Annotated in this window: 19 protein-coding genes; 10 read left to right on the plus strand and 9 right to left on the minus strand. The window is 59.1% G+C overall.

Annotation, left to right across the window (positions count from 1 at the left end; all coding sequences use genetic code 11):
* Positions 1-16: 16 nt before the first annotated feature.
* The 6 genes from AAAT03_RS03610 to AAAT03_RS03635 all read right to left on the minus strand — a co-directional run bounded on the left by AAAT03_RS03610 (position 17) and on the right by AAAT03_RS03635 (position 5,894).
* On the minus strand, positions 17-676 hold the full coding sequence (locus AAAT03_RS03610; protein WP_117584193.1) for a DUF5028 domain-containing protein: 660 nt from the start codon (positions 674-676) through the stop codon (positions 17-19).
* Positions 677-681: 5 nt separating this feature from the next.
* Positions 682-1,293, minus strand: coding sequence for an ATP-binding cassette domain-containing protein (locus AAAT03_RS03615; RefSeq protein WP_231500810.1), 612 nt, complete (start codon positions 1,291-1,293; stop codon positions 682-684).
* 29 nt (positions 1,294-1,322) lie between these two features.
* Positions 1,323-2,120, minus strand: coding sequence for a hypothetical protein (locus AAAT03_RS03620; RefSeq protein WP_147326479.1), 798 nt, complete (start codon positions 2,118-2,120; stop codon positions 1,323-1,325).
* Between the two features lie 38 nt (positions 2,121-2,158).
* Positions 2,159-3,040 carry a hypothetical protein gene (locus AAAT03_RS03625; RefSeq protein WP_089573265.1) on the minus strand — a complete coding sequence of 294 codons (882 nt, stop codon included), beginning with the start codon at positions 3,038-3,040 and terminating at the stop codon, positions 2,159-2,161.
* Positions 3,041-3,094: 54 nt separating this feature from the next.
* Positions 3,095-3,607: a hypothetical protein gene (locus AAAT03_RS03630; RefSeq protein WP_124785772.1), complete on the minus strand. Its 513-nt coding sequence runs from the start codon at positions 3,605-3,607 to the stop codon at positions 3,095-3,097.
* 109 nt (positions 3,608-3,716) lie between these two features.
* Positions 3,717-5,894: a LuxR C-terminal-related transcriptional regulator gene (locus AAAT03_RS03635; RefSeq protein WP_349102609.1), complete on the minus strand. Its 2,178-nt coding sequence runs from the start codon at positions 5,892-5,894 to the stop codon at positions 3,717-3,719.
* A 395-nt stretch (positions 5,895-6,289) separates the two neighbouring features.
* Between AAAT03_RS03635 and AAAT03_RS03640 the strand changes: the two genes are divergently transcribed.
* From AAAT03_RS03640 to AAAT03_RS03685, 10 genes are all read left to right on the plus strand, one after another.
* A complete protein-coding gene (locus tag AAAT03_RS03640; RefSeq protein ID WP_349102610.1) occupies positions 6,290-8,143 on the plus strand; it encodes a serine/threonine-protein kinase in 1,854 nt (617 codons plus the stop codon).
* Complete coding sequence (locus AAAT03_RS03645; RefSeq protein WP_035136732.1) at positions 8,140-9,153, plus strand: FhaA domain-containing protein; 1,014 nt, start codon at positions 8,140-8,142, stop codon at positions 9,151-9,153. The genes AAAT03_RS03640 and AAAT03_RS03645 overlap by 4 nt, the downstream gene beginning before the upstream one ends.
* Positions 9,154-9,159: 6 nt before the next feature.
* Positions 9,160-9,576 carry an FHA domain-containing protein gene (locus AAAT03_RS03650; protein WP_006235180.1) on the plus strand — a complete coding sequence of 139 codons (417 nt, stop codon included), beginning with the start codon at positions 9,160-9,162 and terminating at the stop codon, positions 9,574-9,576.
* Positions 9,573-11,369 (plus strand): Stp1/IreP family PP2C-type Ser/Thr phosphatase, encoded by a 1,797-nt coding sequence (locus AAAT03_RS03655; RefSeq protein ID WP_349102611.1) that lies wholly within the window; start codon positions 9,573-9,575, stop codon positions 11,367-11,369. Before AAAT03_RS03650 ends, AAAT03_RS03655 begins: the two co-directional genes overlap by 4 nt.
* Before the next feature lie 16 nt (positions 11,370-11,385).
* Positions 11,386-14,256, plus strand: a complete 2,871-nt coding sequence (locus tag AAAT03_RS03660) for an FtsW/RodA/SpoVE family cell cycle protein (RefSeq protein ID WP_117778759.1) — start codon at positions 11,386-11,388, stop codon at positions 14,254-14,256.
* A 132-nt stretch (positions 14,257-14,388) separates the two neighbouring features.
* The gene (pknB, locus tag AAAT03_RS03665; RefSeq protein ID WP_349102612.1) at positions 14,389-16,356 is read left to right on the plus strand and encodes a Stk1 family PASTA domain-containing Ser/Thr kinase; all 1,968 of its coding nucleotides are present in this window, start codon (positions 14,389-14,391) and stop codon (positions 16,354-16,356) included.
* Between the two features lie 515 nt (positions 16,357-16,871).
* Positions 16,872-18,119: a tyrosine-type recombinase/integrase gene (locus tag AAAT03_RS03670; RefSeq protein ID WP_349102613.1), complete on the plus strand. Its 1,248-nt coding sequence runs from the start codon at positions 16,872-16,874 to the stop codon at positions 18,117-18,119.
* Positions 18,120-18,337: 218 nt separating this feature from the next.
* Positions 18,338-18,583: a hypothetical protein gene (locus tag AAAT03_RS03675; RefSeq protein ID WP_117629696.1), complete on the plus strand. Its 246-nt coding sequence runs from the start codon at positions 18,338-18,340 to the stop codon at positions 18,581-18,583.
* 9 nt (positions 18,584-18,592) lie between these two features.
* Positions 18,593-18,979: a hypothetical protein gene (locus AAAT03_RS03680; RefSeq protein WP_349102614.1), complete on the plus strand. Its 387-nt coding sequence runs from the start codon at positions 18,593-18,595 to the stop codon at positions 18,977-18,979.
* A gap of 459 nt (positions 18,980-19,438) precedes the next feature.
* Positions 19,439-20,008, plus strand: a complete 570-nt coding sequence (locus tag AAAT03_RS03685; protein ID WP_349102615.1) for a hypothetical protein — start codon at positions 19,439-19,441, stop codon at positions 20,006-20,008.
* A gap of 42 nt (positions 20,009-20,050) precedes the next feature.
* Here AAAT03_RS03685 and AAAT03_RS03690 read toward each other — a convergent pair whose 3' ends face one another.
* The 3 genes from AAAT03_RS03690 to AAAT03_RS03700 are packed head-to-tail and all read right to left on the minus strand — an operon-like array spanning position 20,051 to position 22,148.
* Complete coding sequence (locus tag AAAT03_RS03690) at positions 20,051-20,788, minus strand: metallophosphoesterase (RefSeq protein ID WP_349102616.1); 738 nt, start codon at positions 20,786-20,788, stop codon at positions 20,051-20,053.
* Positions 20,788-21,513, minus strand: coding sequence for a metallophosphoesterase (locus tag AAAT03_RS03695; protein ID WP_349102617.1), 726 nt, complete (start codon positions 21,511-21,513; stop codon positions 20,788-20,790). Before AAAT03_RS03695 ends, AAAT03_RS03690 begins: the two co-directional genes overlap by 1 nt.
* Positions 21,510-22,148, minus strand: coding sequence for a hypothetical protein (locus AAAT03_RS03700; protein WP_349102618.1), 639 nt, complete (start codon positions 22,146-22,148; stop codon positions 21,510-21,512). Before AAAT03_RS03700 ends, AAAT03_RS03695 begins: the two co-directional genes overlap by 4 nt.
* Positions 22,149-22,408 lie beyond the last annotated feature (260 nt).

Below are 22,408 nucleotides of genomic sequence, written 5' to 3' on the forward strand. Positions count from 1 at the left end.
TTGCCTTGCTCTCGAGCTATTTCACTTCAAACCTTAAGAGCCTCCGCTCCGGCAGATCGGTCATCTTCATCGTGTAAGTCCCGGGAAATGCTTTCTCAAAACGGACGGTCTCGTAACCTTCGAAATAGTCGTTGGTGTTCTGCATCATAAATGGGACGAGCAACTCGTTTTCTGCCCCAACCTCCACGGCAAACGCAGCAGAGCCGCCAAGGACCGGCATGGCTTGCGTTATCAGATCGGTATTGACTACAAAATCATAGTTTGGCGCAGACTCCGGAACCAGATGCCAAACATACGCTTTGATTCCACCGTCGATATTATCCCTATTTCTGACACGCATCTTTACGGCGATAACGCACGTGATGTCGGCATCCTTCAGTCTCGTTTTCGTATCCACGGTGCCATATTTTGAATAATCGTCATGTGCTCGTTTGAGATACTCGCGCGGCGTGAGCAACTCTGCCCCGTCTATGCAAAACGAATACCCATCAGTCACCACATCCTTCGACCCCAGAAACGCTCCATCCATCGAGAGCCATTCGCCCTCCGCGTAATATTTCTCAGGAATGACCGTCCGGTTCCCGTTAACGACGCTCACCCTCATGCCCGCAAGGCCGGCAGCAGCACAGCAAAAAAGCGCGAGCGCCGATCTTCTCGTCCACAGGGTCTTCTTCATCGCGCTCACGACCTTTCCCGAACTTTCACAACGGCACCGTCGCGCATGCAGTAAACCCGATCGGCCAGTTCCTCGAGCACCTCTCCGTCATGGCTGGACAGAAGGACCTCACGACCCGTTGATGCCGCCATCGCCACAACGCGCTTGAGCATTTCAACGCCCGCTTCGTCGAGGGCATTCGTTGGCTCATCGAGAACAAGCAGCTTCGGCTTCTCCATAATTGCCGCAGCTATCCCCAGACGCTGCTTCATCCCAAGCGAGTATGCTCGGAACTTCTTTTTTTCGTCTGCATCGAGCCCCACGAGCCGCAGGGCAGAGCGAATGTCCTCGGGGGTGGCAACGCCCTTGATCTGAGCGATGAGCTTCAGATTGTCGTAGCCAGACAGATATCCCAAAAAGGAAGGCGCCTCGATCAACATCCCCAGACTCGGCGGGAACGAGATGTCCGCCCCAAGCCTTTGGCCATCGATAGAGATTTCGCCTTCGGTAGGCTTGATCAACCCGCAAACCGCTCGCATGAGCATGGTCTTACCCGAACCGTTTATCCCCTGAAGCCCGACCACAGTCCCAGGGTCAACCTCGATGGACACGTTGCGCAGGACATCGTTTTTACCCATGCGCTTCGATACGCCCCTTACGATCACACTCATATCTTGTCCCCCTTTTCTATAAGGTCGGCCCTTCGAAACCACAGTCCACCCAACGATAGGCATAACGACATAAGCCCAATTGATGACAAGACACTCGAGCCCGCCGCGATTCCCTCTTTGACAATTCCACCCCAGCGCAACAGCATCAAGGCGTTACCCAATAGCGCCCAATGTCGTGCATATGCCGAGCAGATCAGGTAGCTCATTAAAACCACAAACGAGACTGACGACCCAAGCACAAACCCAACCGCTGCCTGCGCAAACGCAAGCGCCTCAAAAGCAAATAAGAGACCTATGAAAAACGGCAGCGCATCTGCCTCGGCAGCTTTGAGAAACCACGGCGCCAAATTAGCCAGTTGAAGCGACTCACCATGAATGACCGCGCTGAACGAGGAGCTCACCACCAAGCTCCAAATCACAACAGAGCAAACCACCACGAGCAGTGAAAATGCCGTTACTGCCGCCACCAAGATAAAACGCGAGACCCACCAAAGGGTTCTTGCCCGGCATCGAACAAGCGCTTGCAAACCAAACCCGTGCAACGATTCGGTCGGATAGTCGAGTGTTGTATAGAGAATAAGCAGAATGAGAAATAGCCATCCTAGCGGAGGCACAAACATGACCCCGGGCCTAGGCTCAAACGGAGCAGATCCGGCAAACACGAGCGCAAGATTATCCGCAAACCCCAAGGTATCCGTTCTAACCCCATACACAGAAGACAATCCGTAGGCGTACACCAAGTTCGCAACGGTCACTGCCGCAATTGCAATAAAAGTGATGATGTTCTTCTTCAAAACGGTCCTCAGGTCCGCGGCGACCAGCCTAAACAGCATCAGACCACCTCGCGTCTTTTCCACGCCCCAGAAAAAGCCAACGAAGCAAGGGTCAATAATATGATTTCCGCAAAACCGGCTCGAATGTCTGGCCAGTTATTCAGCGATTCCGACCTGATGCTGTTGAGGATATTGCAGTTAAACCCCACACAAGCCATTACGCCGAAGATCCAGCCATTTGCAAAATGCCACGCAACCATTAGCAGATACGGGACAATTATCGCTTTGATTCTGCTACGAAACAAAATTGAGAAGCCAGTTACAGCCATGGATAAAGTCCCGAGCGTGACAGCATCGAACAGCGTGTATGCGAGCACATATGACAAAGGATGCGAATAAAATAGACCGGAGAAGTAGCTATGCAGGTAAAGTCCTACGTAAGTCGACTCATCGACCCGAGGAAGATACGCAGGAAAAAGCATCGAGACGATCAGGAAATTGACGAGCAGAGGAATGGCAGTCACTGTAAACGCGGAGAGGAAAGCAGACAGCATCTTTACGTTCACGTACGCCTTTCTGGAAACGCGCGTGCATATCTGCATGTCATAACCACTCAAACGCTCAAAGAGACACGACCAAGATCCAGCCAACATTGCAAGCAGGGGCAGTGCATAGAAAAACACCGACGCAGACAGTGGCGCGTTCGCGCTCACAACAATCCAGTTACCGAAGCTGCTTTCACGTGTTTGACCGAGATAATTTTCGGCTTGCACGCCAACGCCGTAACCAAAAGAAAGAAGGTTGTGGCGCTCTTTTTCCAAATTTGCCCACGGCTCCAGCGCGGCAGCTATTGCAACTGCGACCGCAATCAAGAGAGCAAGGATAAAAGCTGGACGTCTAATCGTTTTCGACAGTTCGTATCTTGCGAGCTTTTGGTTCATACGTCCTCCTCCCCCTTCCGACCCAGAAAGCCGGAAGGGAGCCATTTCAAACAACTATGCGGGAAGCTTGTGGAAATGCCCGACGCAGTCGGGGCTCCATACGCCAATAACAGTGCCGTAGCCAGACTCCGCCCATGCAGTCAGTCGCGCCGCAGATCGCCCGTTCTCACGGACGAGGTTATACATTTCCCACTGTCCCTTGTGATTCGAACGATACGTTCCCTGAGTACAATTCATGCTGCCGCTACCGCTTGTGTTATACGCACCGTCTGTATATAACCGAAGCGGATTTCCCGTATGGCCCTGGATATCCAGATAGAGCGATGAGGAATCATCCTTTTGACGGTAGCCAGTTGCACTCGTCCCGGCACATTGAAAACTAAATGCCTTATCGGCATTGTTCGTACAGGTCGTAATTCCCGTATCGGCGTTTTGAGTAATGCTGGAAACCTGAGAGGTGTCAAACTCCTCTTGTGCAAACGATGCAGCGGGAACCCCTAGGGACAGACCAGCTGCAATCACCAAGCCGACTCCGATTCGAGCAATAGCGCTCCTTGGCTTAATCATGGCCTTCTCCAATCAAAAGCGGTTAACAATGCATCGACGCACGGCAACCTTCGCATGAATAGAGAAAGATGTCTGTAAACACCCGCTATTGAGTTGATTGCTCAGGCGTTTACACGTTATTTACCTGCGATAACAATAAAATTAGCTCCGCCTTATTCTTGATCTTCAACTGGCGGTAAGATGCAGACCGCAGCGCTTGCACCGTAGATGCAGCGTAACCGACATCCTCCGCAATGGCCTTTGTCGTTGCCCCCTCTGCCGTCATCAGCAAAATTTGCGACTGAACATCAGAAAGGGAGCGCGACGTAAGCAGGGCCAGCTGGCGCACGCGGGCCGTTTCGGTGGACCCGTTCGCCCGGTACTCCAAGACGGCCTTCTCGTCCTCAACCGAGCGGGCGAGCGCGATGTGCGTAACGAACATGGGCACAGACCAGCAAACAATCACCGTTGCCACGACGACATTGACAGCCGAACTTTGCCCCAACAACGACGCGAGGAACAACGGCTCGAAAACCGTCAGATCCTGCACCATATTGAGCAAGACAGCCCAAACAGGAGCCGTCGCCCCAAAGCAGAGCATCCATATCCCAAGCATTTTGCGCTGCGGACAGCTTCGCATCACTATATATGTGAGCAGCACCCCCGTCAGCACCGCAAGTCCATGGATTCGCCCCCTAGCGACCGCATAGATTAAGGCAACCATGCCCATTGACACCAACGGCACGATAGCCCGAGCATGGGCATGCACCTTAAACGGACGCAGCCCAACAGCGAGCGAAGCCGTAGACGCCACGCCGCAAAACAGGACCGGCACAGCCATCAACGGAACGCGTATGCACATCAATGCCGCGATATAGATAAAAGACCATTCCACAGCAGATAGCACCGCCCATACGTACGGGCTTCCGAGCCAAATCGCTTCACCCGCTCTATCCAGCGCAGCGCCACGATTCGCTTTTCCACCCGCGTAGCGTAGCGACAGAAGCAGTCCGAGACCCAATGCGTAGCTTAAGAGGGAAAAGGCGACAGCCCGCGAAACACCGGACCCCCAATCGCTATCCGCCATTACCAAGGGCCCCGCCGCAAGGAGGATAAAGAATAATGTGAGCAGGTATCGAAACAGCCGGCGCGTTCGAGCTGATGCCACTATATCGTCAGCATGCCGCTGCGGTAGCTCATGCCCTACAGTATCGCCCTCACCCGCAAACAGCGCCACGAGCTCGCGTGAGCCCGCAACCGACGCCTTCCCGTATGCTCGGTGAAGCGTTGTTCTCACCGTCGATGGCTTCGTATCCGTCTCCTTGGCAATTTCCGCCGGCGTTTTCCCTTTGAGCAGCAGTCGAACAAACTGCTCTTCTCTAGGCGACAGGGCAGGGGAAAACACCCCCGCATCGAATGTGTCGGACGCACAGGCGATATCCGAATTGTTGTCCCGTTTCCCCCTTAGCAACATGCATACGAAGGCAGCAGCGATAACGGACCCCATCGCCAGCAATGCAATGACCACGGCATCGCTTGCGAAGTATGCCGCCTCAACAGCCGGAATAAGACCAATAGGAACTGCTACGAGCACAGAACAGGCAAACACGTCGCGCCGCCCATGGCCAAAGGCACGAGGGCGGCAAAACGGCGGGGCCACAGTCAATGCGAGATAGACCAACGGAATTAAAAGCGCAAGGCCAATTGACGCGGCCGTTACAGGGGGCATCCCCCATGGCTCGGGAACGACTCTCCATGAAACTCGACAGCAAAACAGCAGGCAAGACATGACGGCTATTGTTTCTGTAAAAATCGCGTCCTGCGGGTGACGAGTTTCCCTTTCGTCAGTCCGTGTCGACCTCTGCGTCAAAGGAGAGTCCGCCGTGCCCCAAATAACATATGAGAGAAGCAGCGACCCAACAAAGCACGAGACACACGAAACGCCATGTAACAACCAAATCGGTGCAAACACGATTGGAATAGAGTCTCCGCGAGCATAGAAAGCCAGGTCGGCCCATTCGGGAACCGTTGCAATAACACCAAGGAAAACACCGATGGCACCGAGATGCCTCGGCCTTCTCATTCCCCCCTTGCATAGCGCAGCACCATGAACAAACGCCGCGAGGCATGCGCCCAGGATAACGAGCCAGGTCATTGCACCTGACGCTAGGCCGATTGAAGATGAAAACCGGTGATAAGGGGTGACCGCCATTACGACAAGCGCAATGGCGCAGGCAAATGTAGCAGAACGGCGGGAAAAGAGCATATGGCCTCCATAGCATGTCATTATATCGCTCGATCCGCTCATCTATCTCCATGCCCACACCGGCCAACATCAACGATTCACGCTAACTCCAATCCGAGCCAGGTCACGGTCCGGCTTTTGTCCGCAGCCCCCGCCCCAAAGCGGGATGCGGTTTCCTTTTGAGCGCCGATTCGGAAAGTCCGTCCCGTTCCAGGCCAATATTCTGGGATGCAGTTTCCGCAGCCCACCCCATTTGGAAGGCGCATCCCATTATTTGGCTGAAAACTGGGGTGCGCTTTCCGAACGAGCCGAAACGGCCCGAATCGATCGGACCACCTCATCCCCGTTTCCTCGCCATCTGCCCGAGCGTGCTACACTAGCAGCATCTATGCCACCGCGAATGGCTCGGCTCCGCGCCCGCCGCTCGCAAACGAACTTTAAACGCACGAGGGTTGGCCATGCCGCTTTTCTCGCAACATACCGCCCGGTTCTCGCCGGACGTTCCTTTGGAGGGCACCAGCTCTCGCGAGCTGCTCAAGCGGTACCAGCCGCTCGAGACACTTGCGACCGGCGGTTTTGGCTCCATCGAGATCTGCCGCGACACGCACCTGCGCCGCCGCGTCGCCATTAAACGCATCCCCCTTATCAACGGTGCCGGCATGCCCGCTAGCGACATCATGGATGTCCTGCGCGAGGCGCACACTGCCGCCATGCTTCAACATCCCAACATCGTGCAGGTCATCGACTTTACGCACGACACAGCCTATGCCTACCTGGTTATGGAATATGTCGATGGCATGTCGCTGGCCGAGTTTTTGCATCGCGTGGACGGCCACTCACTTACCTTTGACGAGGCCGCGGCCATTGCCGATGCCCTGGGCCAGGCGCTCACCTTCGCCCATAGTAATGGCGTACTCCACCTGGACATTAAACCCGCCAACGTGCTCATCGACCACTCGGGCAATGTAAAGCTCACCGACTTTGGCATGGCGCGACTGTCGTCTGCCGGTGGCTTTGGCGGCTCACGCGGCGGCACCATTGGCTACATGCCGCCCGAGCAGCTCGATATCGAGACCGGCACGGTCGACGAGCGCGCCGATGTCTTTGCCCTCGCCTGCGTGATCTACGAGGGCCTGTGCGGCAGCGCTCCCTTTATGGCGGCCACGCCCGCCGACTCGCTCGGCCGCATCATCGGCGGCGCCACCTATCCCAGCGAGCTGATACCACACTTTCCCCCGGGAGCCGAGGCCGCGCTCATGAGCGCGCTCTCCCCCATGCCGCAGGACCGCCCCAACAGCATCGAGGCATTTTGCGACCAGCTCCTTGCCGGTCTGGGCAGCGTGCGCGAAGGCCGTCGCAGCCTGGAGCAAATGGTTGGCGAGCTTTCGGATGACGAGCAGGAGCTCGACGATATCGAGCCGTCGCACTACGAGGACGACGCCATCGAGGTCGACCCCGCACTCGGCTGGGCGGGCACGCGCTGGAGCCATGCGCGCGACTACACCATGCGCGCTATCTCGGCGCTAACGTGCGGCACCTTTAGCTTTTTGCTGATGCAAACGGCCGGGGTCGCGGCGCTTCCCGGCCTGGTCATTGCGGCCATCGCGATCGGAGCGGCGGCTGGCCTGGCCCCCCAGATTGGCTCGGCCATCTCGGCTGTGGGCTTTTTGGTGCTCATGGCCAACGCCACCATGCAGGCACAGGGCATCCTGTCGATGCTGCCCGTCGCGGTGATCTTTGCCGCCGCCATGTCCGGTTGGTGGATCGCCTGGGGTCGCACCGAGACTGCCGCGAGCGCCGCGCTCACCTGTGCACTCGCGCTTGGCTGTCTGACCGGCAATACCTTCCTGGCAGCTGGGGTCGCCGCCGGCGTCGCGTCATTTTGGCTCGGCCCGGCAAGCGCCGCCGCGGCAACGGGCATGGGCGCGCTTTTTGCCCGTCTGGCAACGGTCGCGCTTTCAGCCGGAGGCGTGCTGGGGCTCGGTAACGTTGCCGCAGCGCTGGGAGACCCGCTCCTTTGGGCTGCCTTTGTGCTGGTCGCGGCAACTTCCGCAGCGTCATCCGCGCTGCTCAATGCCCATGCCAAGCGTGCCGATCAGGGCTCAAACCTTGCCGCAATCGCCGCCATCGCTGTCACCGGCATCGGCTGCGCAGCGGCGTCCTGTCTTGCACGCCATATGGAAATTGCCAGCCTTGCAGCCGCGGTCGTCGCCAAGGCGGCGGTTGCGGGAACCCTATCCTCTATAATCGTTGGGATATGCCTATATTTGCTCGGATACCAAAGAACCTATACGGAGAGTGATCTTTCGTGAACTTCCTGAACATCTTCGAGGACCACGTGGCCGGCATCTTCGGTGCCACCCGTGCCCCGTTCTCCTTTAAGAAGCTTGCCAAGCAGGCCGCTCGCGACATGGAGGATCAGACTCTGGTGATCAACGGCGTCAACACGGCGCCGGCACTCTATACCATCCTGATCGCCGCCGACGACGATCCCATGCTCGCCCCGTTCTACCCCGAGCTTTCGCGCGAGGTCCGCGAGTTTGTGAAGGCGCAGGCCGAAAAGCGCCGCTATGTCTTTGTCGGCGAGCCCCTCGTGCGCTTTATGATCGATCCGCAGCTGCGCGCCGGCAAGTTCTCGGTCTTTGCCGAGAACGTCGATGCCCCCACGCTCGGCCGCCTGTACGAAGAAGAGCGCGCCTATCAAAACGGTCTGGGCCAAAACAACTCCGCGGCAAGCCGTGCCGCCAGCGCCCCGCGCGCCGGCCAGCAGCAGTTTGCTGCCCCGCAGCAGCAGCGCCCCGCCGCCATGCCCCAGCAGCAGCCGACGCCTCGCGCCGCCGCTCCCGACCCGCTTGCCGTGGCAGACCCCTTCGCGCCTAGCGTCCCCGACCCCGCCGCAGCACCCATCCCGGTGCCGCAGACCGTCTCGCGCGACGCGCTTGCCGGCATGGGCGGAGCCGCCGCGACCGGTGCCGCCGTGGGCCTAGGCGCCGCAGCCGGCATCGCCTCCAACATGGCGAGCACTCGCGCCCCGCAGCGCCCGCTCGCCCAGCTCGTCGACGTCGTGAGCGGCGAGAGCCATAGCATCACCTCCGCACAGGTGACTATCGGTCGCGAGCGCTCGGTTTCCGATATTGCCCTGCGCGACCCCAACGTGTCGCGCCGCCACGCCCAGCTCACCTTTACGGGCTCGGATTGGTCGATCGAGGACCTCAATTCCACCAACGGCACGCTCGTCAACAACCGCCGCATTACGCGCTGCCCGCTGCGCAACGGCGATCTGCTGACGTTTGGCCTGAGCACCTTTGAATTTAGGGGATAGTCGCTTATGAACATCGATATCGTCCTTTTTGCAGGCCGCATCGTCCTGGTCGCCCTGCTCTATATCTTCCTGTTCGCCGTCATGAAGACCGGCGTGGGACTTGTGCGCGGACAGCGCCGCGACTCGGCTATCTGGACGATCGATGTGGACAAGGGCCCGCGCGGCATCCGTGGCATCCACGTAGACATGCTCGGCCCCGTCATCGTCGGTCGCTCGCCATCTTCGGACATCTGCATCAACGAACCGTTCGTCTCGGCCTCGCATGCGCGCTTTTCGCTGCAGGGCCCGGCGCTCATCATCGAGGACCTCAACTCGCTTAACGGCACGCTCGTCAACGGCCGCCAGCTCGTGGAGCCCGCGACGCTGCGCGAGGGCGACGAAGTCCAGATTGGCGATGTGGTCATGAAGGTGAACCGTCGATGATCGACGAGGAGAACAAGTCCGCAACTATGACCGAGGCACCGGCCGCCACAGCTGCGCCGGCCCACGCCGCTCCGGCGGGCTCCGCACCCGTGGAGCCCGAGGACACCGTGTTCTCCCTGCCTCTTTCGCATGTAACGCATGATATTTCGGATCTCGCCGATAACGAGGACGAAGAGGATGCCGTAGCGGCGCCCATCGGCGCACATGCTGCGGAACAGCCCACAGCGCCCGAAGCAGCCCCGGTGCCGGCTCACTTTGCAGAGCCCGTCGCCGCGGCAATTAACGAGAGCGCTGCGGTGTTTGCGGCACCCGAGCCCGCCGCGCCGGCGTTTCCCATAGCCCCGGCATCCGAGGTTGCGCCCGCGTCTACGCCGGCGCCCGAGCCTATAGACGTCAGCCCGCAAGACGACGAGTCGACCGCCCGCGTGTCCGAGGAGCCCGACTCCCCGGACACCGGCGATTCCGAATCAAACGCCGAGACCGACACCGTCTCTCCCGGTGACACAGCCGAAATCGACGTTGCCGCCGTTGAGGCCAAGCTCAAAGACCCCGGCTCGACCATGAGCTTTGAGCCCCTGACCGAGGAGCGCATCGAGACCGACTCGACCTATGATGCCGGCACCACCACGCAACTCATGTGGGGCGCCCGCTCCGACGTTGGCTGCGTACGCCCGCACAATGAGGATTCCTACCTGGTGCAGTCGCCGCTCTTTTGCGTATGCGACGGCATGGGTGGTCACGCTGCCGGCGAGGTGGCCTCTTCCATCGCCGTTGAGACTATTGCCAAGACGGCCCCGCAGTCCGCCGACGCAGCACGCCTGGCGGCAGCCGTCGAGGCAGCTAACGCCGCCGTAATCGAGGCGGCCCTGAACGGCCTAGGCAAGCCCGGCATGGGCTGCACAGCCACTTGCGCCTATATCGAAAACGACACGCTCGCCATCGCCCACGTGGGTGACTCTCGCGCCTACCTGCTCCACGAGGGCACGCTCATCCGCGTGACCCGCGACCACTCCTACGTGGAGGAGCTCGTGGACGCCGGCGAGATCACGGCAGACGAGGCTCGCGTCCACCCCAACCGCTCGGTCATCACCCGTGCGCTGGGCTCGGACCCCGCCATGTATGCCGACCACTTCACTCTGCATATCGAGGAAGGCGACCGCCTGATCCTGTGCTCCGACGGCCTTTCGAGCATGATTCCCGATAGCGATATCGAGAACATCGCCACGCAGTCCTCAACCGCGCAAATCTGCGTCGACAACCTAGTGGACGCGGCGCTTGCCGCCGGCGGCCACGACAACGTGACCGTAGTAGTCGTTGACCTGGTTGACGATGGCGTTATGCGCGAGGCGCAACGCGTGCGTCGCCGCAACGTCACCATCGGCGTCGTCTTAGGTCTCGTCTTGGTGCTGGCGGCTGCCATCTGGGCCTACACGGGTGTCACCGGCTCGTACTACCTGGGTACCTACCAGGGCAATGTCGCCGTCTGGCGCGGCCTGCCCGGCAAGCCGCTCGGACTCAAGCTCCACTGGCTCGAAAGCGAAACCAGTATCAAGCTGTCCGACCTGCCCGAAGACACGCAAAACCGCCTCAAGGCGGGCATTCCGCAAACAAGTGTCGACGATGCGCAGGACACGATATCCAAGTACCGCCACCAGATCGACGAGGAGCAGACCCGCCAGGTGATCGACGCGCAAACGATTCGCGACAACACCGACCAGGGATCGACCTCCGAATCAGATTCCGAGAAAACCGCCGAACAGTCCGCCGAGGCCGAAGCCTCCGATAAGAATTAGAAAGGGAGTGCCGCTTATGAGTCGCCGCAACACCGAACTGCTCTTGCTCATCGCCTCGGCGTTCCCCGTCATCCTGCTGTATGCGATGTACGTCCTCACCGCGGGCGCCGCTATCTCCTTTGAGACGCTCGCCGTACCGATCGGCCTCTTCGCCGCCTTCGCCGCAGCACATATCGCCGTGCGCATCTTGGCGCCTGGCGCCGATCCCGCCATCCTGCCCATCGTATTTATACTTTCGGGCATCGGCATCACGTTCGTGACACGCCTCGCCCCCGCTCTCGCCATCTCACAGCTCATCATCCTGTTTGTCTCGGTGGCGCTCATGGTGGGAACGCTTGCACTGGTCAAAAACCTCGACGTGGTCATGCGCTACAAGTACACCTTTGGCATTATCGGCATCATTCTGCTGATGCTGCCTATCTTTATCGGCACCACGATCTCGGGCTCCAAGCTGTGGATTCGCATCGCGGGCTTTACCATCCAGCCCGGCGAGTTCGCCAAGGTCTTTATCGTGCTGTTCCTGGCCGGCTACTTGGCTGAGAACCGCGAGCTGCTCTCCATCTCCAACCGCAAGATCCTGGGCTTTAAGATCCCTCGCCTGCGACTGCTGCTGCCGCTGTTTGCCGTGTGGGGTGTGTGCCTGCTCGTCGTCGTCTTCGAACGCGACCTGGGTTCGGCCGTGCTGTTCTACACCATCTTCTTGCTGATGCTCTACGTTGCCACGGGACGATTCTCGTATGTCGTTATCGGCCTTGCGCTCTTAGCCGTTGGAGCCGTGGGCGCCTACAAGTTCCTGTCTCACGTTCAGGTACGTTTCCAGGTTTGGGTCGATCCTTTTAAGGACGCCCAGGGCCAGGGCTACCAGATCGTCCAATCGCTCTTCTCGCTTGCCGATGGCGGTCTGGTCGGTGTTGGCATCGGCAACGGCATGGCCAACAACATCCCCGTCGTCGAGTCCGACTTTATCTTCTCGGCTATCGGCGAGGAGATGGGCCTTTTGGGCGGCGGCGCCGTGCTCATCCTGTTTATGCTCTTTGCCGTGCGTGGCCTCACCACGGCCGCCCGCGCTAAATCCGACCTCGCAGCCTTTAGTGCCACGGGCCTTACGGCCGCCATCAGCTTCCAGGCCTTCTTGATCGTTGGCGGCGTAACCCGCCTGATCCCGCTGACCGGCGTCACCCTGCCCTTTATGAGCCAGGGCGGCTCCTCGCTGCTGGCGAGCTTTATCATCGTCGCGCTCCTGCTGCGCGCCGGTGACGAAGCGACCGGACGCGAGGCCGAGCTTACCGGCACCGGCACTATGGCCGCCATCACCGATGATCAGGTCGCATCTGCCGCCGCCCCGACGGGCACGCGCTTTGCCACCTCGTCTTCCTACGGCAGCGGCAGCCATTCCGTCGGCTCGCGCATGCGCCGTCGCCTGCTCGACACGCCTGAATCCGGTGTGCTCGGCCGCGTTGCGCTCGCCAACCGTCTAACCCGTGCGGTGCTCGCCTTTACGGCGCTATTCGCCATCCTTATCGGCAACCTCACCTATGTCCAGGTCATCAAGGCCAAGGACTATCAGGATATGCCGACCAACAACCACACTATCGCCCGCTCCAAGTACATCCAGCGCGGTTCCATCATCACGTCCGACGGCGTGACGCTGGCCGAGTCGCTGCAGCAGGAGGACGGCACCTACGTACGCTCCTACCCCAACGGCAACCTGGCAGCGCACGTGGTTGGCTACGTGAGCCAGCAGTATGGCACCACCGCCATCGAGAGTGTCATGAACGACACGCTCACCGGCTCTAAGGATTACTCCAGCTGGAACAACGCCATCGCTTCGCTCGCGGGCCAGACCCAGCCGGGCAACACCGCCAAGCTCACCATCGACTCGCGTATCCAGACGGCGGCCGAGCAGGCGCTCAAGGGCTTTAAGGGCGCTGTAGTGGTCATCGACCCGCGTACCGGTGCGGTGCTCGCATGCGCCAGCTCGCCCACCTATGACAACACCAACATCGACGCCCTGCTGCAGGCGGGCGGCGGCGAGGACGGCTCCATGTACAATCGCGCCATGGACGCGCTGTACACGCCGGGCTCCACGTTTAAGGTCGTTACGCTTTCCGCGGCACTCGAGACCGGCACCGCCAGCCTTACCAGCACCTACCAGGCGCCCGGCTCCATGGACATCGGCAACGCGCCGGTCACCAACTATGCCAACGAGAGCTACGGCACCATCAGCCTGCAGCAGGCCTTTGCCGTGTCTTCCAACGTCGTCTTTGGCCAGGTGGCAAACGAAGTTGGCGCAAACACGCTCGTGCAGTTTGCCAACGCCTTTGGCTACGGCCAAAAGCTCGGCCAAGACCTGACCTCCGCGGCCTCCATCATGGCCGACCCGTCGCTCATGACCGAGTGGGAGACCGCCTGGGCCGGCGCCGGCCAGCCTGTCGGCATGGACCACACGCCCGGGCCGCAGACCACCGTCATGCAAAACGCCGTGATTGCCGCCGCCATCGCTAACAGTGGCGTGGTCATGGACCCGTACTTTGTAGCCCAGGTACTCGCCCCGGACGGAACTGTGGTCAAGACCACGCAGTCCCGCTCGCTGGGTCAGGCCGTCAGCTCCGCCACGGCCGACCAGGTCAAGCAGGCCATGCTCGCCGTCGTCCAGTCCGGTACCGGCACCGATGCCCAGGTCCCCGGCGTCAAGGTCGCCGGCAAGACCGGCTCGGCCGAGACCGGCGGCACCAACGTCAACTCGATGTTCGTTGGCTTTGCACCTTACGATTCACCCACGGTCGCCATCTCGGTGGCCTTGGAGGATTACGACAAACACGACGTCAAGGCGGCCAAGATTGCCGGCATCGTCCTGACCGCGGCGCTCGCCGCACAGGGAGCGTGATGCCCATGATCGAATCGGACACCCGAGGCGCGCCGCGGCCGAAGAGTTAGCGGCAACGCGCCACACGGCCCCAGCGGCCACATCGTAGGTACTACACACATCGTTGAGCGAATAGTTATGTTAGGAGCAGGAATGGAACAGAGGGTCCTCGGGGGAAGATACCTCCTCAAGGATAAGGTGGGGACAGGCGGTATGGCGACCGTCTACCGTGCGCAGGACCAGGTCCTCGACCGCACGGTAGCCGTCAAGATCATGCTGCCGCAGTATGCTGGCGACGCAACCTTCGCCGCACGCTTTAAGCAGGAGGCCCAGGCAGCAGCCGGTCTCTCCTCCCCCTATATCGTGGGCGTCTACGATTGGGGCAAGGACGGCGACACCTATTACATCGTCATGGAGTACCTGCGCGGCACCGACCTTAAGAGCGGCATCAAGAGCCACGGCGCCCTCGACCCCAAGAAGGTCGCCCAGATCGGCTCGCAGATCAGCTCCGCGCTTTCGGTCGCCCACAAGCACGAGATCATCCACCGCGACATTAAGCCGCAGAACATCATGGTGCTGCCAGACGGCAACATCAAGGTGATGGACTTTGGCATCGCGCGCGCCAAGAACAGCCACCTCACGCAAGACAACAACGTGCTGGGAACCGCCCACTACGTCAGCCCCGAGCAGACCCGTGGTCAGGACCTCGGCCCCACCTCGGATATCTACTCGCTGGGCGTCGTGATGTACGAGTGCGCCACCGGCCGCGTTCCCTTTGACGGTGACGACGCTATCTCGGTCGCACTCAAGCAGGTCAACGAGCTGCCTATTCCGCCGAGCCAGATCAACTCCGGTGTCGACGCCGACCTTGAGCGCATCATCCTCAAGTGCATGGAGAAGGACCCGGCAAACCGCTTCCAGACCGCCGACGAGCTGCGTCAGGTGCTCAACAGCTACCTGTCGGGCCGTGCCGTCAACATCTCGGAGCCCACGCGCATCATCGGTGCCCCCGGTGAGCTGGGCGCCACCAAGACTCGCGAGCTTTCCGATCAGACGCGCGCCATGGTGCGTCCCGTCTCGGGCGTGAGCGGCCAGAATACCGCCCGTAGCTCGGTTTCGGGCTCCACCGGCTCCTACGAGGTCGAAAAGCCCAAATCCAACAAGAACAAGATCATCGCCGCCGTGGTGGCAGCCGTTGCCGTCATCGGTATCGTGGTGGCCTTTGCCACAGGACTCTTTGGCGGCGAGCAGGTCACCGTGCCCGATGTGCTAGGCAAGGACCAGCAGACTGCCGTCGAGCAGATCAAGGAAGCCGGCCTCGAGGCCGGCACCATCGACCAAAGCTACAACGACGATGTCGACGAGGGCAAGGTCGCCGAGCAGACGCCCAACGGCAACACCAAGAAGGCCAAGGGCACCAAGGTGAACCTGGTAATCTCCAAGGGCCCCAAGCCCTCCGAGAAGGTCGAGGTTCCCCGGCTGGTCGGCCTGACCAAGGACCAGGCAGAAGCCGCGCTGGCAAGCGTTGGCCTGAAGGGCAACGCCTCCGAGGAGGCCAACGAGGCCGATGAGGGCCAGGTCTTTGAGCAGGGCACCGAAGCCGGTAAGGAAGTCGAGAAGGGCACGACCATCTCGTACAAGGTCTCGAGCGGCCCGGATACCACGTCCGTCCCCGACCTGACCGACATGACCGAGGCCCAGGCGCGCAACGCCCTCGATATGGCAGGCTTTGGCGTCGACGTGAGCTACCAGGAGAACGACTCGGTTACCGAGGGCACCGTGATTAGCTGGAACCCCAGCGGCAAGCAGAAGCCTGGCGCCACGATTACCGTCGTCATTGCCAAGAAGTCCGGCAAAGCCAGCGTTCCGGGCAACCTGTACGGCAAGAGCATCTCCGCCGCCGTTACCGCGCTCAACAACGCCGGGTTCTACAACATCGCATTCTGCGATCAGAACGGTAACCCCGTGAGCGGCAACGAAAACGCCACCGTTACGGGCGTCTCCCCCACCGGCAAGCAGTCCACCGACAGCACGATTACGCTGACGGTTTCGATTTCTGGCTCGGGTTCGGGCTCTGGCTCGGGCACGAGCACGGGCGACGATTCCGGTACGACCAACTAGTCGCCGCCCCACCGCCCATTACGGCTCCCGCCGCAAACATATTCGCTCACAGGCGCCCGCTTGCTCCCCCAGCAAGCGGGCGCTTCGTTTTTGACATGACATGAACCAGAAGAGCCCGGCACCGTAGCGGTACCGGGCTCGATATTCCTCTGGTGCCCCCGGGCGGATTCGAAAACTCCCCCCGCGGGGAAATGAGTGACGCGGGTGTCGACGGTCCGAATCCGGCCTTTAGACCAGAAGAGCCCGGCACCGTAGCGGTACCGGGCTCGATATTCCTCTGGTGCCCCCGGGCGGATTCGAACCGTCGACACCCGCTTTAGGAGATATGATTTAATGCTACCCCCTACCATTCATCAAGCATCATTGAACATCATATAACCGCAGATAAACATAGCAGTTTGTGTCTTTTGCCTCCGGTAGCTGCGTCTACGCTTTTACAAACATATTACTAACAGCTTTAGCTAAACTGCACTCAATGAATTGTTGAAAACTATTCAAAGAAACGGAGTGCAAAGATGTCAGAACAGCCACTCATTAGCGGAAGAGGCACGTGTTGGAAAGACAAGAGATCACCTAACACCTATCGCTATTATTTTTCCCTTGGAGTCAAGGACCCTAAGACGGGGCGCTACAAACGATCCCCAACTTATACAATTCGTTGCAAGACTAAAACAGAAGCTAAGGCTGCAATGCAGGCCAAGCTGGCTGAAATCAACTCCTCTGGCACGATCACTAAAACTAAAAAGCCCACTTTGCTTGCGTCCTACTGCTGGGCCTTTCATGAAAATAGGGACACCGAGCTTGCGCCAACGAGCTATGAAAGAGAAGCGTACGATTGCAGGCATATCGAAGACCTATTCGGTGCGTTTCAGACAATTGAAGGGCTAACTCCCGATCTAATCGAAGAAGCATATGCCGAAGCTCGTCGTACGGGAAAATACAAACCATCAGAGCTTGTACGAATCAATTCGAAACTGCGTCAAATTCTGTCGAATGCAGTCGCAAAGAGAATAATTGACCGAAACCCCTGCGCTACCGTTCATGTTCGCAGACCACGCAACAAAAGAGAATCACTGACAATCGACCAAGTAGCTACCCTATGCACACATCTTCAACACATTGAGCTCACCGCCGAAGCTGTTGGTACGCTAGTACTAGTGTATACGGGTATGCGGAAAGGCGAGATGCTGGGCCTCGAATGGCGCGATTGGGACCCTGCCAATAAAACCTTGAAAATTGACAGGCAGTACACCAACGACCATGAACTGAGGGCACCCAAGTCACAAGAAAGCCAACGCAAAATCCCCGTTGGAGAAACCTTGGCCGAACGTCTTCAATCATGGTCAGCCATACAAAAAGAGTTCCTGGCCTCTCTGGGGCTCTCCCAGACTGGCAGCACTCCCATCATTAGCGATATTGCTGTCAAGCAGGGGGTCCCTACTGTCTGTCACATGAAAAACTACATCTTCAACCATTGGTTTCGCGATTTCGCAGTTAGCTGCAACCTTGGAATCTATGAGCCGAACAATTCGACTGGCGGAAAACTATATAAGGGCATCTGCCCGCATCAGCTCAGGCATTGTGTAAGCACTTTTATGCTGGCGAACGGATCGGACGTTAGAAGCGTGCAAGGTATTCTTGGCCACGCGGACCCCAATATCACGCTCAAAACGTATACAAGCCTCGTTCAACAATCAGAAATAAAAGCAGTTAAAGGCTACGAAGACTTCATCAACGCCTATATACAGAAAAGCGAGAAATAGCATGTTATTCATTCATCGTTTCATCAATAATATTACGGTACTATACTACTATTTCCGCAGGTAGACGCTTTATTTGATTGACATCTAATGAGTTTTAATAGATTCTAAAGCTGTCAGATGGCTACGCATGTAGTCATAAAAACCGGCCCCCCATGTGCTTATGAACCTGGTAAGTCTTACAAGCACAGGGAGGGCCCTCATTGAAAGGATAGCTCATCATGGCTACTCCACAGATTAGCACTCAGGCGTCCACACCGACTTTCCCCACTGGTGCCGCTCAGTGCGATCGGTTGCTCCGCGTTAACGATATCCGCGAACTCACTGGCTGGAGCGAAAACACCGCGCGCAAGTTTATGCGCGAGTCCGGCAAGCTCATCCAAATCCATCGCTCGAATTACATGTTTGAAAGCTCCTTCTACGAACTTTTCAAGCAGCTTGAAGGTCGTACCGCCCACCTTGACTAGGCGGTAAACATGAGCGAGCTACCGTCGATTTCCGACAAATATTCCGATGATGTTACTGAGCAACGAGAGATTAGAAGGAAAATGGATAACGCGAATTTTATTTCGGTGCCCGACTGGGCGTGTTGTGCCACCACTGTCGCTGCCGAGCGCCTCATCCTCGGCCTAGTATGGAAGCTTGGAAATCCTTCCAAAAACAAACGAGCCATGGGCTTTTACGCAAAAAGCAAATGGATTGAGGAGCGCTACCACCTGAGTAAGAACACGATCTCCCGAGCCTATACCTCTTTGAAGGATAAGGGGTTTATTCAAAAAGCGGGCGATGGCAGCTGGATGCTTAATTACGCCGCAGTCTACCCCGCCGCAATCGAAAACGGCTGGGAGCCCAAGAAATCTTAAGTCCATAGCCCGACTATCGAGGTCGTGAAGGTCGGTAATCGCCGGGCGTCTATAAGAGCATGCCGCGGATGTAAAATGAAACAGGGTCGAACCGAAACAGTTCCCGGACAATTGGCGTCCGGCCAGACACTTCGATTCGACCCTTTTTCATGCCCGCATCTAAAACAATCCCATAATCATTCTCGGCATCTTTAACGCCATCACTCTCCCGCCACCAACACGTCGTAGGTGCCATTTTCAACGAATCGATATGGCCGTCTATTCATGGTCTTTAAGGCGCGTGATACCATGAAAACGTGCGGTATTTCTCCAACCGAAAACCTGCGTGAATGCATGATCTGAGACGCCTTTTTAGAACTCACCGATCGCAGGGCGAACACAAATCAACAGCGGCCGTGCATTGTTCCCAGCCATATGGCATGGCGGAGCCATGCCCGTTGTTGATTGGAGTGCCGCACCATGGCAGACGAGAAGAAAATCAGGGAGATCTACGGCGTGAAGTCCGTCCTCGATGAGGCCGCCGAGCGGATCGAGGCGACGTGGCGGGAGAAGCTGCTGCGCGAGACGGGCGACCTCAGAACCGAGAACGCGTTGCTCAGGGCCCAGCTCGACGAATTCAACCGCAAGCTCGTCGAGGCGAGAGACCGGAACGAAAGACTTGAGGCCGACTGCAATGAGCGGGTCGCCTTTATCGAGGAGAAGTTCGAGCTCGACACCGCGAGCATCGAGCTCGAGAACAATGAGCTCCATGCCGCGAGCGTCAGATACCTCGCCGATGCCAGGGAGCTCGGCAGGCAGGTCGTCCAGCTCCACGCCGAGGCTGAGGCCATGTCCGATGAGATCGAGCGTCTGCGCGTCGAGCGTGACGCCGCGTTGAAAGCCCAAGCCGAGCTGAGCGATGCGCTCCTGGCCCAGCACGACCTGATGGCCGAGATCGCCGCCCTCAAGGACCGCCTTGCCGCCTCCGAGCAGCGTGCGGCCGTGGCCGAGGCCAAGGTCGAGGTCATGGCCCAGATGAGGGGCGAGTAGCCACGCGCTTCTCCTGCCAGGCTGCTGATTTCTAGGAACCTTCTAGAGCGCTTCTAGAAGGTTCCTAGAACCGGGCGCAGCATCTTCGATCGGCACGATGTCTCGGTAGATAAGGCGATGCCTGCCGCCGCGCCATTCGTCGCCATGGTAGTGGCCGAAGAGCCAGACGCGATAGTCAAGCCGCCCGTCGAGCTCGCCCAGGAAGGTTTGCAGCTGATCCCCACGGTACTCACGTCCGCGCTTCCGGCACAGCTCTCTAGCTAGGGCGGCAGGAGCCTCGTGAGTCACAACGCAGTCGACCTTCCAGCCCACGCGGTCGAGTGAGGCGCGGCAACGGTCCATCTCCTCCTCGCTCGGCATCTCCTCGGGCCACCAGCTCCTCCCCTCCCTGCGGTACCGCCTGTCGTTGCTCGCGGCACCGCCCATGGCAAGGACCGTGAGCCCGTCGATATCGAACACCTCTCCACGCATCAGGTGCAACACGTGCGGTCGCGCCTCATGGACGAGCCCGCCGTTCCACTCCCGCACCGGCAGCCCAGCCAGGGCGTGGTGGTTCTCATGGTTGCCGTCTACGAAACACGTGGTCCAGGGCTTCGACTCGAACCAGTCGAGCCAATACCTCTCAGCATTCGAGCCGTCCCAGACAAAGCCGAAGTCGCCGGCCACGATCACCGCGTCATCGCGCGTCAGGGTCCGGCCCAGTGGCCAAGACCTGAAGGCGAACCTGCTGGCCCCGTACTCGGCCCTGCCGTGCACGTCTCCTGTCACATAGACAGCCATCAGTACGCGCCCCACGGCAGGAGTTTGTCCCCGAGCCTCACGATCCGGTCGTACAGCACGGTATGACGTTCGTCCGGGTTGCCGTCTCGGTGAAAATGGCCGTAATACCAGCGCTTGTAGTCCAGGCGATTCTCGAGCTCGTCGAGGAATCCGGTCAGCCGGTCCACATCAGGGCGTTCCCAGCCTGGGTCGGGGTAGAGCGTCGGCGAGAGCATGCGCGTGGCGCAGGTATGGGTGATGACGCAGTCGACCTTCCAGCCGACCTCGTCGAGCTTTGTCCGCGCGGCATCGAATTCGCGCTCGTCCGGGAGCTCCTGAGGCCACCAGCTGGAATACGGAATGCGGTATTCCTTGTCCACGCTCGTGGCGCCGCCCATGGTAAAGACCGTTGAGCCGTCGAGCTCAAAAACCTCGCCGCGCGTCAGGCGCCGTATGGGGGAGGTATCCGACAGGCGCTGCGTCAGCCCACCGTGCCACAGCTCCATGGGACGCTCCGCCCAGTGATCGAAACGCTCGTGGTTGCCGTCGACGAACAGCACGGTATAGGGGCGCGACTCCAGCCAAGCGATGTCGGCACATTCCTCGGCGGAAAAGTTCCACGGAAAGCCAAAGTCACCGGCGACGATGAGATAGTCGTCGCTGGTAAGACTGTCGCCGAGCTCCCAGTCGCGGAGTTTTTGCATGTCGAGCCCACCGTGGATGTCGCCCGTCACATAGACCGTCATCGAATCACCTCTTCCCTCTTGTACGCCGCCAGCTCGCGCTCGACCTGCCTGTCGCCGGTCTCGTTGACCCACCAGGGCCATTTCACCCGGCCGCACGGCTCGTCGACTCCGGCGAACCATCCCCTCAGCTCGTCGAGGCTCACCGGGGAGTGCCCGTTGGCATCGCAACCGACGTCGTAGCGCAGAAGGCCCTGCTTGCGGTTGAACTCGTTGTACGCGCCGCCGCTGCTGTGGATGTGCCCGTGGAGGTGCCACGATCCATGGCTCATGCCCTGCCAGTCGGCCATGGGGTAATGGCTCAGGACGATCTTCTGCCCGTCGATCTTGAGCACGCAGATCGGCGGCTCCACGGTGAAGGCGCCCGCGACCGCCGGCTGGGTCCAGTCCTTGTCGTGGTTTCCCGGGACGAGGTGGATGCGCCTGCAGGCGATCCGCTTGCGCAGCCCGTAGGCGTCCTGGGCGGTCATCTTGAATGAGAAATCCCCCAGGATGTAGAGTTCGTCGTCCACGGCAACCCTGCCGTTGATGCTGTCGACGATGGCGTCGTTCATCTGCCAAATCGTCTCCCACGGGCGGTCGGTGAACTTCAGCACGTTCTCATGCCCGAAGTGGATGTCGCTGGTAAACCAGATCATATTTATGTCTCCTTTTATCGCTAAAAAACGTTCTCCTTCGAGGTCAGGAGACGTTTTATGAGCGACATGAGGTGCATATCCCTCATGTTTCATACTCCAATCTGCCGGATTTGCCCAACTAAAAGTTTACGCCGGTTGATTTTCAATCTCAACGCAACAGTCTGAACGGACCCCGCGTTTCCGCAGCTAGCGCAACGCGGAAATAGCCCCCGGCACCTGGCTATCGCCTCGTTTCCGCAGGTGGAGAGGCTATGGAGGCC

The sequence above is a fragment of the Collinsella sp. CLA-AA-H167 genome, assembly GCF_040095305.1.
GTDB lineage: Bacteria > Actinomycetota > Coriobacteriia > Coriobacteriales > Coriobacteriaceae > Collinsella.

Bases quoted from the DNA above. Each gene is read 5' to 3' on its own strand.
- AAAT03_RS03610 (WP_117584193.1), bottom strand. From the start codon at position 676: ATGAAGAAGACCCTGTGGACGAGAAGATCGGCGCTCGCGCTTTTTTGC.
- AAAT03_RS03615 (WP_231500810.1), bottom strand. From the start codon at position 1,293: ATGGGTAAAAACGATGTCCTGCGCAACGTGTCCATCGAGGTTGACCCT.
- AAAT03_RS03625 (WP_089573265.1), bottom strand. From the start codon at position 3,040: ATGAACCAAAAGCTCGCAAGATACGAACTGTCGAAAACGATTAGACGT.
- AAAT03_RS03630 (WP_124785772.1), bottom strand. From the start codon at position 3,607: ATGATTAAGCCAAGGAGCGCTATTGCTCGAATCGGAGTCGGCTTGGTG.
- AAAT03_RS03635 (WP_349102609.1), bottom strand. From the start codon at position 5,894: ATGAGCGGATCGAGCGATATAATGACATGCTATGGAGGCCATATGCTC.
- AAAT03_RS03640 (WP_349102610.1), top strand. From the start codon at position 6,290: ATGCCGCTTTTCTCGCAACATACCGCCCGGTTCTCGCCGGACGTTCCT.
- AAAT03_RS03650 (WP_006235180.1), top strand. From the start codon at position 9,160: ATGAACATCGATATCGTCCTTTTTGCAGGCCGCATCGTCCTGGTCGCC.
- AAAT03_RS03655 (WP_349102611.1), top strand. From the start codon at position 9,573: ATGATCGACGAGGAGAACAAGTCCGCAACTATGACCGAGGCACCGGCC.
- AAAT03_RS03660 (WP_117778759.1), top strand. From the start codon at position 11,386: ATGAGTCGCCGCAACACCGAACTGCTCTTGCTCATCGCCTCGGCGTTC.
- pknB (WP_349102612.1), top strand. From the start codon at position 14,389: ATGGAACAGAGGGTCCTCGGGGGAAGATACCTCCTCAAGGATAAGGTG.
- AAAT03_RS03670 (WP_349102613.1), top strand. From the start codon at position 16,872: ATGTCAGAACAGCCACTCATTAGCGGAAGAGGCACGTGTTGGAAAGAC.
- AAAT03_RS03675 (WP_117629696.1), top strand. From the start codon at position 18,338: ATGGCTACTCCACAGATTAGCACTCAGGCGTCCACACCGACTTTCCCC.
- AAAT03_RS03680 (WP_349102614.1), top strand. From the start codon at position 18,593: ATGAGCGAGCTACCGTCGATTTCCGACAAATATTCCGATGATGTTACT.
- AAAT03_RS03685 (WP_349102615.1), top strand. From the start codon at position 19,439: ATGGCAGACGAGAAGAAAATCAGGGAGATCTACGGCGTGAAGTCCGTC.
- AAAT03_RS03690 (WP_349102616.1), bottom strand. From the start codon at position 20,788: ATGGCTGTCTATGTGACAGGAGACGTGCACGGCAGGGCCGAGTACGGG.
- AAAT03_RS03695 (WP_349102617.1), bottom strand. From the start codon at position 21,513: ATGACGGTCTATGTGACGGGCGACATCCACGGTGGGCTCGACATGCAA.
- AAAT03_RS03700 (WP_349102618.1), bottom strand. From the start codon at position 22,148: ATGATCTGGTTTACCAGCGACATCCACTTCGGGCATGAGAACGTGCTG.